General features: G+C 37.8%; 12 protein-coding genes. 7 read left to right on the top strand and 5 right to left on the bottom strand.

The genetic code is table 11. The features are described from left to right. Positions 1-41: 41 nt before the first annotated feature. Complete coding sequence (locus QM887_RS00340) at positions 42-1,712, bottom strand: formate--tetrahydrofolate ligase (protein WP_414270011.1); 1,671 nt, start codon at positions 1,710-1,712, stop codon at positions 42-44. A 232-nt stretch (positions 1,713-1,944) separates the two neighbouring features. Here QM887_RS00340 and coaB point away from each other — a divergent pair, with 232 nt between their 5' ends. Genes coaB through QM887_RS00325 form a run of 3 tightly spaced genes read left to right on the top strand, consistent with a single transcriptional unit; the run spans position 1,945 to position 3,744 of the window. Continuing rightward, the gene (coaB, locus tag QM887_RS00335) at positions 1,945-2,634 is read left to right on the top strand and encodes a phosphopantothenate--cysteine ligase (RefSeq protein WP_414270010.1); all 690 of its coding nucleotides are present in this window, start codon (positions 1,945-1,947) and stop codon (positions 2,632-2,634) included. A gap of 11 nt (positions 2,635-2,645) precedes the next feature. After that, positions 2,646-3,197, top strand: a complete 552-nt coding sequence (gene coaC, locus QM887_RS00330) for a phosphopantothenoylcysteine decarboxylase (protein WP_414270009.1) — start codon at positions 2,646-2,648, stop codon at positions 3,195-3,197. Then, positions 3,181-3,744: an ECF transporter S component gene (locus QM887_RS00325; RefSeq protein WP_001042711.1), complete on the top strand. Its 564-nt coding sequence runs from the start codon at positions 3,181-3,183 to the stop codon at positions 3,742-3,744. The genes coaC and QM887_RS00325 overlap by 17 nt, the downstream gene beginning before the upstream one ends. A 180-nt stretch (positions 3,745-3,924) precedes the next feature. On the opposite strand, the gene udk is transcribed toward QM887_RS00325, so the two are convergent. From udk to QM887_RS00310, 3 genes are all read right to left on the bottom strand, one after another. After that, a complete protein-coding gene (udk, locus tag QM887_RS00320) occupies positions 3,925-4,563 on the bottom strand; it encodes a uridine kinase (protein ID WP_007555045.1) in 639 nt (212 codons plus the stop codon). 124 nt (positions 4,564-4,687) lie between these two features. Then, positions 4,688-6,421: a phosphoenolpyruvate--protein phosphotransferase gene (gene ptsP, locus QM887_RS00315; protein ID WP_153225717.1), complete on the bottom strand. Its 1,734-nt coding sequence runs from the start codon at positions 6,419-6,421 to the stop codon at positions 4,688-4,690. A 4-nt stretch (positions 6,422-6,425) separates the two neighbouring features. Beyond that, entirely contained in the window at positions 6,426-6,689 is a 264-nt protein-coding gene (locus QM887_RS00310) for a phosphocarrier protein HPr (RefSeq protein ID WP_000146952.1), read from the bottom strand. 360 nt (positions 6,690-7,049) lie between these two features. On the opposite strand from QM887_RS00310, the gene nrdH reads away from it, so the two are divergent. The 4 genes from nrdH to QM887_RS00290 all read left to right on the top strand — a co-directional run bounded on the left by nrdH (position 7,050) and on the right by QM887_RS00290 (position 12,113). After that, complete coding sequence (gene nrdH / locus QM887_RS00305; RefSeq protein ID WP_000259242.1) at positions 7,050-7,268, top strand: glutaredoxin-like protein NrdH; 219 nt, start codon at positions 7,050-7,052, stop codon at positions 7,266-7,268. A 68-nt stretch (positions 7,269-7,336) separates the two neighbouring features. Further along, positions 7,337-9,496, top strand: coding sequence for a class 1b ribonucleoside-diphosphate reductase subunit alpha (gene nrdE, locus QM887_RS00300; protein ID WP_414270008.1), 2,160 nt, complete (start codon positions 7,337-7,339; stop codon positions 9,494-9,496). Between the two features lie 759 nt (positions 9,497-10,255). Then, positions 10,256-11,218: a class 1b ribonucleoside-diphosphate reductase subunit beta gene (gene nrdF / locus QM887_RS00295; RefSeq protein WP_414270007.1), complete on the top strand. Its 963-nt coding sequence runs from the start codon at positions 10,256-10,258 to the stop codon at positions 11,216-11,218. Between the two features lie 127 nt (positions 11,219-11,345). Then, entirely contained in the window at positions 11,346-12,113 is a 768-nt protein-coding gene (locus QM887_RS00290; protein WP_414270006.1) for a DeoR/GlpR family DNA-binding transcription regulator, read from the top strand. A gap of 238 nt (positions 12,114-12,351) precedes the next feature. Here the strand turns inward: QM887_RS00290 and QM887_RS00285 are convergent, their stop codons facing one another. Beyond that, the gene (locus QM887_RS00285) at positions 12,352-13,320 is read right to left on the bottom strand and encodes a hypothetical protein (RefSeq protein ID WP_414270005.1); all 969 of its coding nucleotides are present in this window, start codon (positions 13,318-13,320) and stop codon (positions 12,352-12,354) included. Positions 13,321-13,415 lie beyond the last annotated feature (95 nt).

Below are 13,415 nucleotides of genomic sequence, written 5' to 3'. Positions count from 1 at the left end.
CTAAACTCCTAGATGATTTCTAGGAGTTTTTTGTTGTTCAATTAGAATAATCCAAGAACAGTTCCATCGCTTTCAACATCCATGTTGAGAGCGGCAGGTCGTTTTGGAAGTCCAGGCATGGTCATGACATCACCTGTAAGAGCTACGATGAAGCCTGCACCAAGTTTTGGTACCAATTCACGAATAGTAATTTCAAAGTTTTCAGGTGCTCCAAGTGCGTTTGGATTATCTGAGAAACTGTACTGAGTCTTAGCCATACAGATTGGCAGTTTATCCCAACCATTTTGAACGATTTGTGCAATTTGGGTTTTAGCTTTCTTTTCGAAGTTTACTTTGCTTCCGCGATAGATTTCAGTGACAATCTTTTCAATCTTTTCTTGGACAGAAAGATCGTTGTCATAGAGACGTGTGTAGTTTGCTGGGTTTTCGACGATTGTTTTTACGAGAGTTTCAGCTAGAGCAACTCCTCCTTCAGCTCCATCAGCCCATACGCTAGCCAATTCAACTGGAACATCAATTGAAGCACATAGTTCTTTCAAAGCTGCAATTTCAGCTTCTGTATCAGAAACAAATTCATTGATAGCAACAACCGCTGGAATACCGAACTTACGGATATTCTCAACGTGGCGTTTCAAGTTTGCAAATCCAGCACGTACTGCTTCTACATTTTCCTCTGTCAGAGCATCTTTAGCTACTCCACCATTCATTTTAAGGGCACGAAGAGTCGCTACAATGACTACTGCACTTGGAGCTGTTGGCAAGTTTGGAGTCTTAATATCCAGGAACTTCTCTGCACCAAGGTCTGCACCAAAGCCAGCTTCTGTCACTGTGTAATCTGCTAAACGAAGAGCAGTTTTTGTTGCCAAAACTGAGTTACAGCCATGGGCGATATTGGCAAATGGTCCACCATGTACGAATGCTGGTGTTCCATAGATTGTTTGCACCAAGTTTGGTTTGATAGCATCTTTCAAAATCAATGCTAAGGCACCCTCAACCTGTAAATCACCAACCGAAACTGGTGTACGGTCATAACGGTATCCGATGACGATATTAGCCAAACGGCGTTTCAAATCTTCAATATCAGTTGCCAAACAAAGGATAGCCATGATCTCTGAAGCAACTGTGATATCAAAACCATCTTCACGTGGAATACCATTAAGCGGGCCACCAAGACCAACAGTTACATGGCGAAGAGCACGGTCGTTCAAGTCTACAACACGTTTCCAAAGAATACGACGTTGGTCGATTCCTAGCTCATTTCCTTGGTGCAAATGGTTGTCAATCAAGGCAGAGAGAGCATTGTTTGCAGTTGTGATAGCGTGCATATCTCCAGTAAAGTGAAGGTTGATGTCTTCCATTGGTAATACTTGAGCATAACCACCACCTGCTGCCCCACCTTTAATCCCCATGACAGGACCAAGAGAAGGTTCGCGAATAGCAATCATGGTTTTCTTGCCAATCTTATTCAAAGCATCCGCAAGCCCGATGGTAATAGTTGACTTTCCTTCACCAGCAGGTGTTGGATTGATAGCAGTAACTAAAATCAATTTACCGACTGGATTACTTTCAACCTCACGAATCTTATCAAAGCTTAGCTTAGCCTTATATTTTCCATACAACTCCAAATCATCGTATGAAATACCAAGTTTCTCAACAACATCAACTATTGGTTTTAATTCGATACTTTGTGCAATTTCAATATCTGTTTTCATAACAAACTCCTCTACCTCAAATGTGTTAATTCATTATAACACAAAACAAGATTTTTAACATCCCAAAACTCTCTAAACGTTCGTAAATATCCCTGTTTTTTAAGGTTTTTAGAGTTCTTTCTTAAATTTTATATGGCTTTATAGTTTAAAACTATAGTAGATTCTTTTTATTTTCTATATATATTCAAGCGCTTTCTTTTGCTTATTATTTTTTTTTTGGTACAATAGTGCTATGAAAATTTTAGTTACATCAGGCGGTACCAGTGAAGCTATCGATAGCGTCCGCTCTATCACTAACCATTCTACAGGTCGCTTGGGCAAAATCATCACAGAAACCCTGCTTGCTGCAGGGCATGAAGTTTGTTTAATTACTACAAAACGAGCTGTAAAACCAGAAGCTCATCCCAATCTAAGTATTCGAGAAATTAACAATACCAAGGACCTTCTACTGGAAATGCAAGAACGTGTTCAGGATTATCAGGTCTTGATTCACTCAATGGCAGTATCTGATTACACTCCTGTCTATATGACAGGGTTTGAGGAAGTTCAATCTAGCTCCAATCTAGAAGAATTTTTAAGCAAGCAGAATCATCAAGCTAAGATTTCTTCAACTGACGAGGTTCAGGTTTTGTTCCTAAAAAAAACACCCAAAATCATCTCTCTTGTCAAGGAGTGGAATCCTGCTATTCATCTGATTGGTTTCAAACTGCTGGTTGATGTCTCTGAGGATTATCTCATCGAGATTGCCAGAAAAAGTCTTATCAAGAACCAAGCAGACTTAATTATTGCAAATGACCTGACTCAAATCTCAGTAAACCAGCATCGTGCAATCTTTGTTGAAAAAGATCAGCTTCAAACAGTCCAGACTAAAGAAGAAATTGCAGAACTCCTCCTTGAAAAGATTCAAGCCTATCATTCATAGAAAGGAAAGCTATGGCACATATTCTCTTGGCTGTAACGGGATCAATCGCCTCTTACAAGGCTGCTGATTTGGTAAGTGGCTTGAAGAAACAAGGGCATTCTGTTACTGTACTCATGACCCAGGCTGCGACTGCCTTTATTCAACCTTTAACCCTTCAAGTCTTATCTCAAAATACCGTACATCTCGATCTTATGCAGGAACCTTCTCCTGATAAAGTCAATCATATCGAGCTAGGCAAAGAAACAGATTTGTTTATCCTTGCCCCTGCAACCGCTAATACGATTGCGAAAGTCGCGCACGGTTTGGCTGATAATATGGTAACTGCTACTGCTCTTGCCTTGCCACACTACGTTCCAAAACTAGTAGCACCTGCTATGAATGCCAAAATGTATGACCATCCAGCAACTCAAACAAACCTAAAAACTTTAGAAACTTATGGTTATACAATTATTGCTCCAAAAGAGTCCCTACTGGCCTGTGGCGATGTAGGACGGGGTGCTCTTGCTGATCTTGATACTATTTTACAACAGATAAAGGAAAAACTTCATGAACAAACGCTCTAATATTGCTCCAATTGCTATCTTTTTTGCCAGCATGATCGTCATTCATCTGCTGAGCTCTATTGTCTTTAATGTCTTGCCATTTCCAATTAAACCAACCATTGTCCATATTCCAGTCATCATTGCTAGTATCATCTACGGACCACGGATTGGGGCTATCTTAGGTTTCTTGATGGGAATGATTAGCTTGACAGTCAATACGATCACGATTCTCCCAACCAGCTACCTCTTCTCTCCATTTGTACCAAATGGTAACATCTACTCCCTAGTTATTGCGATTGTACCACGCATCCTTATTGGTTTAACTCCATACTTTGTCTATAAACTCCTCAAAAACAAGGCGGGGCTCATCTTCGCGGGAGCACTCGGTTCCCTCACAAATACTGTATTTGTACTAGGTGGAATCTTCTTCCTCTTTGGAAATGTTTTTGACGGAAATATCCAAAAACTATTAGCTACTGTTATCTCAACAAATTCTATTGCAGAACTCATAATCTCAGCAATACTTACTCTAGTTATTGTTCCGAGACTTGAAAAAATCAAAAAATAAGAGGTCGGGATTTTCCCGACCTCAATTTTTATTTGCCCCGAGTAACTGACTCTGTATTTAATTAAGATTACAGACCCTTTAACGAAACTATCTAAAAGCATGATTGTAAAGACTCACCAATATGGGAAAAGCTTCAATCTTGGAAAAATGTTTACTTTCCCACAGCCTTTTATCTACTTATTATTGGGCTAGACGTGCTTCTTCTAAAATCTTTTCAATCTTTGTTGTCAGTAAATCAATAGCTACTGTATTGGTCACTCCTTCTGGAATAACGATATCTGCATAACGCTTTGTTGGCTCAATAAATTGATGATACATGGGTTTCACCACACCAAGATATTGGTCAATAACGCTATCCAGACTACGACCACGCTCTTCCATATCACGTTTAATACGGCGAATGATACGAACGTCATCATCTGTATCTACGAAAATCTTGATATCCATCAAATCACGAAGTCGTTTGTCCTCCAAAACCAAGATTCCTTCTACGATAAAGACATCCTGAGGTTCTTGACGATAAGTTTTAGAACTTCTGGTATGGGCAGCATAATCATAGGTAGGAATATCAACTGGACGACCTGCCAACAACTCTTTGATTTGCTCAATCATCAAATCAGTATCAAAAGCAAAAGGATGGTCATAGTTGGTCTTAATACGCTCTTCAAAGGTTAGATGAGATTGATCTTTATAGTAGGAATCATGCTCAATCATAGAGATTTTTTCATTTGGAAAATGCGACAAGATTGCTTTAGATACGCTTGTCTTTCCTCCTCCAGATCCACCTGTTACTCCGATAATGATTGGTCTATTTTGCATTGTAGCCTCCTTGTTTTTTCCCTTGTCTATTTTACCATATTTTTAATAAATTTTACAGATGGAGTTTTCTACAAAATAGAAGAAAAAATCCTCATAGCTAGAAGCTACAAGGATTTGTAATTGATTAATCGAAGTTAACGTATTCTTTAGAAAGTTCAAGAACTTCTTCCATTGTTGAACATTCAGTAAGAGCACGGTTAGCGTATTCTTGCATTTTAGCAGTGTCAAGTTTCTTCATCAAGCTACGTGTACGAAGTACAGATGTAGCTGACATAGAGAACTCATCCAAGCCCATTCCGACAAGAAGTGGAACAGCTGTTTGGTCACCAGCCATCTCACCACACATACCAGCCCATTTACCTTCAGCGTGAGCTGCTTTGATAACGTTGTTGATCAAACGAAGGATTGATGGGTTATATGGTTGGTAAAGGTATGAAACTTGCTCGTTCATACGGTCTGCTGCCATTGTGTATTGGATCAAGTCGTTTGTACCAATTGAGAAGAAGTCTACTTCTTTTGCAAATTGGTCTGCCAGCATAGCTGCCGCAGGAATTTCAATCATGATACCAACTTGGATGTCATCCGCAACTGCAACACCTTCAGCAAGAAGGTTTGCTTTTTCTTCATCGAAGACTGCTTTAGCTGCACGAAATTCTTTCAAAAGTGCAACCATTGGGAACATGATACGCAATTGACCGTGTACAGAAGCACGAAGAAGGGCACGGATTTGAGTGCGGAACATTGCATCTCCAGTTTCAGAGATAGAGATACGAAGAGCACGGAAACCAAGGAATGGGTTCATTTCATGTGGCATATCGAAGTAAGGAAGCTCCTTGTCACCACCGATATCCATTGTACGAACGACAACTGGTTTACCGTTCATTCCTTCAAGAACAGCCTTGTACGCTTCGTACTGTTCGTCTTCAGTTGGGAAGTCTTGAGAATCCATGTACAAGAACTCTGTACGGTAAAGACCTACAGCTTCTGCACCGTTTTCGTTAACACCTTCAACGTCTTTTGGAGTACCAATGTTGGCAGCCAATTCGAAGTGTTTACCGTCAGCAGTAACTGTTTGAGCATCCTTCAAGAGTGCCCACTCAGCTTTTTGTTGAGCGTAAGCTTCACCAGCTGCTTTAAATTCAGCTGCTTGTTCTTCAGTAGGGTTGATAATCACTTCACCTGTAATACCATTAACGGCAAGTAGGTCACCATCTTTAACGATTTCAGTGATGTTGTTTGTACCCAAAACTGCAGCGATTTCAAGTGTACGAGCCATGATAGCTGAGTGACTTGTACGACCACCAATGTTTGTTACAAAAGCTTTTACAAAGTTTTTGTCCAATTGAGCTGTATCAGATGGAGTCAAGTCGTGAGCAATCACGATCACTTCTTCATTGATAGAAGCTGGGTTTGGCAATTTTTTACCAAGGAGATTAGCCAATACACGTTTTGTTACGTCGCGGATATCCGCTGCACGTTCTTGCATATATGGGTTGTCTTCCATGCCTTCAAAGATTGTGATAAACATGTCAGTAACTTCTTTCAGACCTGCTTCTGCATTCACTTTCTTAGCACGGATAGTTTCTTTGATTTGACCGATCAATTCAGGGTCAGCAAGAACCATCAAGTGAGCGTCAAATACTTGTGCCGCTTCTTCACCAAGCGTACCTACAGCCTTCTCGCGGATAAGAGAAAGCTCGTTTTGAGAAGCTTCAAGAGCAACATCCAAACGAGCCTCTTCTGCATTTGTATCTTCGACTGTAACAGTCTCGAATGATAAATCCGGTTGAACGAGTAGATATGCTTTTGCAACTGCAACACCGTCAGATGCTGCGATTCCTTTAAGCATTTCTGTCATTTCCTTATGCCAATCCTTCTTTTTCCATTGTTTCTGAGATTGCAGCGATAGCGTCATCAGCGTCTGCACCTTCAGCAGTGATTGTAACGTCAGCACCTTGACCAACACCAAGGCTCATTACACCCATGATAGATTTAAGGTTAACTGATTTACCTTTGTACTCAAGAGTGATATCTGAAGCAAATTTGCTAGCAGTTTGTACCAACAATGTTGCTGGACGTGCGTGGATACCTGTTTCTGCCACTACGTGGAAATCTTTAGAAGCCATAGTTTGACTCTCCTTTAATAGTTTTCTTGTTGGGTTACATCTGATAACCCTTACAATTTAGTATTATATCACCTTCATTGATATTTTTCAAGTGTTTTATGGACTTTCTTCAATTTCCTTTCAGATAACTTGCAGAAAATCTTCTATTAAATTTAGCAAAACACAGTATGTAGTTTTTGTAGAATCTTTCCTCGTGTATTCAATGCTTTTTTTGAACTTTCTTTAAAAGTTTATACTATATATTGTGTTTGTAGGTAAAATCAGTAAAACAATTACACAAGATTTAGTTTTAGAAAGTTGACAAAGTTTTTTTTTCTGATATACTAAGAAAGTAATTAATATTTAAAGAGGACTTACACAATGGTAACCGTATATTCTAAAAACAACTGTGTCCAATGTAAAATGACCAAACGCTTTTTGGACAGTAATAATGTTGAATATAAAGAAATCAATCTTGATGAACAGCCTGAATACATTGATCAAGTAAAAGAGCTTGGCTTTAGTGCCGCTCCTATCATTCAGACACCAACAGAAGTTTTCTCTGGTTTCCAGCCAGGTAAACTCAAACAACTTGCTTAAGAATCAGGACAAAAGCTTCTATGTCTATCTTAGAAGCCTTTCTTTTGTAATTAGATAAAGGATTTTTTATGGGATTAAAACATCTTGAAGACGTGACTTACTTCCGTCTTAATAACGAAATTAACCGTCCTGTGAATGGACAAATCATGCTTCACAAAGACAAGGAAGCTTTAGAAGCCTTCTTTAAAGAAAATGTTGTACCAAATACAATGGTTTTTAACTCAATTACGGATAAAATCAACTTCCTCATTGAGCATAACTACATTGAGACAGCATTTATCAAGAAATATCGTCCAGAATTCTTAGAAGAGCTTTACCAATTTATTAAGGATCAAAACTTCCAATTCAAATCTTTCATGGCAGCATACAAGTTTTACAATCAATATGCTTTGAAAACCAATGACGGGGAATACTACCTTGAAAGCATGGAAGACCGCGTCTTCTTTAATGCCCTTTACTTTGCTGATGGTGATGAAGTGATTGCTATTGATATCGCTAATGAAATTATCCACCAACGCTACCAACCTGCTACTCCTTCTTTCTTGAATGCAGGCCGTGCACGTCGTGGTGAATTGGTATCCTGTTTCTTGATCCAGGTAACAGATGATATGAACTCTATCGGACGTTCTATCAACTCAGCTCTTCAACTTTCACGTATTGGTGGTGGTGTGGGAATTTCCCTCAGCAACCTTCGTGAAGCTGGTGCTCCTATTAAGGGTTATGAGGGTGCTGCTTCTGGTGTCGTACCAGTTATGAAGCTTTTCGAAGATAGCTTCTCTTACTCTAACCAACTTGGTCAACGTCAAGGTGCTGGGGTTGTTTACCTCAATGTCTTTCACCCAGATATCATCGCCTTCCTTTCAACTAAGAAAGAAAATGCCGATGAAAAAGTTCGTGTCAAGACTCTCTCACTTGGTGTTGTGGTACCAGATAAATTCTACGAATTAGCACGTAAAAATGAAGAAATGTATCTCTTCAGTCCTTATTCTGTTGAAAAAGAGTATGGTGTGCCATTCAACTACATCGACATCACTGAAAAATACGATGAGCTGGTTGCAAATCCAAACATCCGTAAGACAAAGATCAAGGCGCGTGATTTGGAAACTGAAATTTCTAAACTGCAACAAGAATCTGGCTATCCTTATGTAGTCAACATTGATACAGCTAACCGCGCAAATCCTGTCGATGGTAAGATTATCATGAGTAACTTGTGTTCTGAGATTCTTCAAGTTCAAGAACCAAGTTTGATCAACGATGCTCAAGAATTCCTGCAAATGGGAACAGACGTTTCATGTAATCTTGGTTCAACTAACGTGGTCAACATGATGACTTCACCTGACTTTGGTCGTTCTATCCGTGCTATGGTTCGTGCCCTTACTTTCGTCACAGATAGTTCACACATCGTAGCTGTCCCTACTATCGACCATGGAAATAGCCAAGCTCATACCTTTGGTCTTGGTGCAATGGGACTTCACAGCTACCTTGCCCAACAACTCATCGAATACGGATCACCTGAGTCTGTTGAGTTTACAAGCATCTACTTCATGCTTATGAACTATTGGACCTTAGTTGAGTCAAACAATATCGCGCGTGAGCGTGGTATCACCTTCCACAACTTTGAAAAATCAGACTATGCTAACGGAAGCTACTTCGACAAGTATGTAACTGGCGAATTCCTTCCAAAATCAGAACGTGTTAAAGAACTCTTCAAAGATATCTTTATCCCTACTGCTGCTGACTGGGCTGAACTTCGTGATAAAGTTAAAGCAGATGGACTTTACCACCAAAACCGACTTGCTGTAGCGCCAAATGGTTCTATCAGCTACATCAACGATGTTTCTGCCTCTATTCACCCAATTACGCAACGTATCGAAGAACGCCAAGAGAAGAAAATCGGTAAAATCTACTATCCTGCTGCTGGTTTGTCAACAGAGACAATTCCTTACTACACTTCTGCTTATGACATGGATATGCGTAAGGTCATTGATGTTTATGCTGCTGCGACTGAGCACGTGGACCAAGGACTTTCACTCACACTCTTCATGCGTAGTGATATTCCAACAGGCCTTTACGAATGGAAGAAAGAAAACAAACAAACAACACGTGACTTGTCTATCCTTCGTAACTATGCCTTCAACAAAGGTATCAAGTCTATCTACTACGTCCGTACCTTTACCGATGATGGTGGAGAAGTCGGTGCTAACCAATGTGAGAGCTGTGTGATTTAATGAACCCAATATTTATAATAATAATTATATATACAATCTGTATTATTCCTTATTGCTCTGTTTTAAAGTCATTGAAAAACTTTTGGCCAGAAATAAAAGAAACATTTGTTTTTTTCATTAAACGTTATAAAAATTCTAAAAGTTTTAAGAAATTTTTAAACCTCATATTGATTATTTTTATTTCAATTTTAGCTCTATTCATATTTTTTGTTTTTATTTTATATTTAATTTGTTATCATGCTCTAAAAACCAACTTAAACAATATACATGCAAATGTATATAAGTACTTTTTTATACCTTATGTTTTCACCTGGTTTCTAGTTTCCAATTTCATTACAGATAATGACTACGGAATATCTTTATCAATTATAAAAGAATACTTTCATAGGTTGAGTGAGCTATTTACCGAAAATTCTGTTAATCAGTTCTTCTATATACTATTAATTTTAGGAGCAATATCTTTATTCCTTACCCTATTTCCAAAAAAATTTTTATCAGAAAACAATTCTATTGACAAGGATTTTTGGGGTTTAATAGCACTTCTTTTCAATAGCAGTATGCTAACAATAATTTTTCTTGCATTTTTAGGACTTTTCTTTATATTGACAGATACGGTTACAAGTGATTTAACTCAGAAATTTAATATTAGTTTTTTTGATGTATACTCTACACTATCATTGTATTACGCTAGTTGTATTTTACTTGTAAAAATTATCTTCAACCTTAGTATAAAACCATTTATAGAATCGAGAAAGCAAAATGACGACTTACTACAAAGCCATTAACTGGAATGCCATCGAAGATGTCATCGATAAATCAACCTGGGAAAAACTGACTGAGCAGTTCTGGCTCGATACGCGTATCCCTTTGTCAAACGACTTAGATGACTGGAGAAAGCTTTCTAACAAGGAAAAAGACCTTGTCGGTAAAGTTTTTGGAGGTTTGACCCTTCTTGATACCATGCAATCAGAAACTGGTGTCCAGGCTCTTCGTGCTGATATTCGTACACCTCACGAGGAAGCTGTTTTTAACAATATCCAGTTTATGGAATCTGTCCATGCTAAATCTTACTCTTCTATCTTTTCTACCTTGAATACCAAGTCTGAAATCGAAGAAATTTTCGAATGGACCAACACCAATCCATATCTTCAGAAAAAAGCGGAAATTATCAATGAAATCTACCTAAACGGAACGCCACTTGAAAAGAAAGTAGCTAGTGTTTTTCTTGAAACCTTCCTCTTCTACTCTGGTTTCTTCACTCCTCTCTACTATCTTGGAAACAACAAGTTGGCCAACGTAGCTGAGATCATCAAGTTGATCATTCGTGATGAGTCAGTTCACGGAACCTACATTGGTTATAAATTCCAACTCGGTTTCAACGAATTGCCAGAAGAAGAACAAGAAAAACTTAAAGAATGGATGTACGACCTGCTCTATACTCTTTATGAGAATGAAGAAGGCTACACAGAGAGCCTCTATGATGGTGTTGGATGGACTGAAGAGGTTAAAACCTTCCTTCGTTACAATGCTAATAAGGCTCTTATGAACTTGGGACAAGACCCTCTCTTCCCTGACTCAGCGGACGATGTCAACCCAATCGTTATGAACGGGATTTCAACCGGTACATCAAACCACGACTTCTTCTCTCAAGTTGGTAATGGTTATCTACTTGGCGAAGTTGAAGCTATGCAGGATGATGACTATAACTATGGACTAAATTAATACCTAACCTAAAAAACATCTAAGTTTATTTACAAACTAGATGTTTTTTTTTGTTTATTTTTGTTTTCTTTAAGTTGCTTAGCTGTTTAAAATATGATAAAATAATATTAGATTTGGGGGTGGTTCAATGCTGAAGCAAGAAAAATTAGATACTATTTTAGAAATTGTTAATACAAAAGGAACTATCACTGTTAAAGAGATTATGGGTCGCCTAGATATTTCAGATATGACAGCTAGACGATATTTACAAGAGTTAGCAGATAAGGATTTACTGGTTCGTGTTCATGGTGGAGCCGAAAAACTTCGAACAGGTTCCTTATTAAATAATGAGCGTTCTAACGTTGAAAAACAAGGACTACAAACAGCCGAAAAACAAGAAATTGCTCGCTTTGCCAGTCACTTAGTTGAAGAAAGAGAAACTATTTTTATCGGTCCAGGTACTACCTTAGAGTTCTTTGCGCGTGAGCTTGCTATCGATAACATTCGTGTTGTTACCAATAGTTTGCCTGTATTTCTCATTCTAAACGAGCGTAAGTTAACTGATCTAATTCTAATCGGTGGTAATTATCGTTCAATTACAGGAGCATTTGTAGGCACTCTAACCCTCCAAGATATTGCCAGTTTGCAATTTTCAAAAGCCTTCGTTAGTTGTAATGGTATCAAGGATCAAGCTATCGCTACTTTTAGTGAAGACGAAGGGGAATCTCAGAAATTAGCACTGGAAAATGCCAATAAAAAGTATCTCCTCGCTGACCATAGCAAATTTGATAAGTTTGATTTCTTTACATTTTACAACATTTCAGATATCGATACTATTATCACTGATTCTAAATTAAGTGACGAAACACTCCTATCCCTATCTAAACAAACTAAAATTATCAAGTCTAAACCTTAAACTTTACAACTAGTCATAGAATCTAGTAACTGCTACTATTTTCATGGCTAGTTTTTTATTTTTCAATCAATAATTTTCTTAGTGAAAGAAGTAAAGCGAAGATTTAAATTGCATACAAGTTTTATAATGAAAACACCTCACAAAGCATAAAGAAATTATCTCTAAAATCTATCAAAATTATAAAGAAAGTAGCTAATTAGTATGAACATAAAAAGCATCGAAAATCGATGCTTTGCTATTAAACTCCTATATGAATATCTGGAAATTTATCTGAGATTAAATCCCAAAGTTCTTCCAGTTGCTCTTGAACTGTTTTAGTTGTTTTCAAGGTCATGTCTTGTTTTTTCTTAGCGTTCTTACGAACATAGCAGAACTGGTAGACTTTATTTGTGATTAGGGAACGGTTAATTCTCGTTTCAACTAGATAAAGTTGCTCAACATCTCGTAGGTCTAAAGCTTGAGTCCCTTTAAAGTAAGTGATGAGATGATTTTTATAAAGGATTACCTTTAGACTCTCATCATAAAATTCTGCCAAACCAGTTAGATTTTCAACATTTCCTTGCAATTCAGGATAGGCTTGATAAAGCTCTTCAAAAGCTGCGATAGATTTTTTACGAAGAAGAAAGGCACTCACTAATGTGACTAAGCCAACTCCTCCAAAAATTGCAGCACTTATGATATGCCACAAGCCATCTTTTGAGTGTTCAGTCAAACTCAGATAGACACTTGAATTCATGTTCAATGAAACAGTTGAATCAGGTTCAAGTATAGAGTCAAGAAAGCCAGACAAATCTACAATTCTATTATTTCGAGATTTGTTGTTAACATTTTTACTTAGAGGTTGTAACTGTGTACCTACTAGAGTAGCTGGATTATCTATAAGTGTTTCAGTTGCAGCTTGATCCATAAGTTTTTGAATCTCTTTATCATTTTCTTTAGCCTCTACAACTGCAAATTTACCATCACCATCATTGCTATATTGCACAAGATATAAAACACTTCCACCTTCAACTTCTCCAACTACTTCTGGATAAATATCATAGACAGTCATAGTAACTTCTTTACCTGACCGTGTGTCGTCTGAAAATGGATCCATTGGATGCTGATGATGATTCCACATGAAGACAGTTCCTGCAGAAAAAGCAAAGAAAACTAATGAGAGGATAAGACCTGAAATAAAGCCTTTATTTCTTTTTTCTTTAAACATCATAATCTCCTTTAGTTTGATGATTAAATTATATCAAAAATTCCTATAAATTTCAATAATCATCTTAAATACAAATACTATTAAATTAGGAAAGA

The sequence above is a fragment of the Streptococcus infantis genome (genome assembly GCF_047460875.1).
Taxonomy (GTDB): Bacteria; Bacillota; Bacilli; order Lactobacillales; family Streptococcaceae; genus Streptococcus; species Streptococcus infantis_AA.
Note: the sequence above shows the minus strand (reverse complement) of the source record. Positions and strands in the feature narration are given on the sequence as shown.